This is a genomic window from Neisseria sp. P0021.S006, assembly GCF_051956895.1.
In genome coordinates this window covers 1-1,041 of the sequence record NZ_JBQCWZ010000477.1, presented here as the reverse complement: position 1 = coordinate 1,041, position 1,041 = coordinate 1, and the positions used below count along the sequence as shown (strand labels likewise).

The following is a 1,041-nucleotide window of genomic DNA, read 5'->3' as shown; positions in this document are numbered from 1 at the left end:
ATGTGTGCCGGCGTGTCGATTTGTCCGGCGAAGGCTTCGGCAACGGCGGCAATATCAAACGGCTCGGTAAAAGGCGCATCGCCGTGTCCGGGCAAATCAAGCGCGCGGACGTCCCAATCGGCAGGCAGGCGCGGTATCAAATCGTCGAATACATGGCGGTTCGCCGCCCAACCGTGTATCAGATAAACTTTTTTGGCGGAGTGTGGCATGAATGTTCTTTCTTGGTGGCGCAGTTTGAAACAGCTCAATGCGCGATGTTGCGTATTATGCCACGATTCCGTTTCAGACGGCCTTTGCAGAGGCTGCGTAAACGATTTGACGGAATATTTTATCGACGCAGCACAAAGCTGCCCTTTGTGTTTCCGCCATGTCGCGGGCGGGGCAGTGTGCGGCAGTTGTCAGAAAAAGCCGCCCGCATTTGATAGAATGTGGGCCTCGCTGTATTACGAACCACCCGTCAGCAGCATGATACGCGAGCTGAAACACTTGGCCGATTTGGGCATGAGCCGTCCGTTGGCGGATTTAATGTGCCAAAACGCACCGGACTGGCTGGCGACGGAACACTTTGATTTTGTCCTGCCCATGCCTTTGAGCAAAGAGCGGCGGCTCAAGCGCGGATTCAACCAAAGCGAGGCGTTGACGGATATTTTGGCAAAACGCTACGGCTGGACGCTGCTGCCGCGCCACGCAGTTTTCAGACGGCATGGCGAGCCGCAAAGTACGCTGAAAAGCGACGAACGTCTGCGAAATATCAAGAATGCATTCAAAATCAAAGCCGAATTGCCGAAGGCGTGTAATATTCTGTTAATTGATGATGTTTTCACCACCGGCTCGACTTTAAACGAATTGGCGAAAACGCTGAAAAAATCAGGCGCAGGTAAGATTTTTTGCTGGAGTTTGGCGCGTCCGCCAATGAAAAAATAGCTTAAAGTTTTTGACACCCATGGAACATTTCGGCATTATGCCACTCTATAAGTGATTGATTTATATGTTTACCATAGTTTTGTACCAACCCGAAATCCCGCCCAATACGGGCAATAT

2 protein-coding genes are annotated in these 1,041 nt (G+C 51.3%); one reads left to right on the top strand and one right to left on the bottom strand.

Annotated elements, in window-relative coordinates; genetic code table 11:
* A partial coding sequence (locus ACTHUM_RS15110) for an alpha/beta fold hydrolase (protein WP_440403302.1) occupies positions 1-209 on the bottom strand: 209 nt, incomplete at its 3' end.
* Between ACTHUM_RS15110 and ACTHUM_RS15105 the strand changes: the two genes are divergently transcribed.
* Positions 208-924, top strand: a complete 717-nt coding sequence (locus ACTHUM_RS15105) for a ComF family protein (RefSeq protein ID WP_070646427.1) — start codon at positions 208-210, stop codon at positions 922-924. The genes ACTHUM_RS15110 and ACTHUM_RS15105 overlap by 2 nt on opposite strands.
* Positions 925-1,041 lie beyond the last annotated feature (117 nt).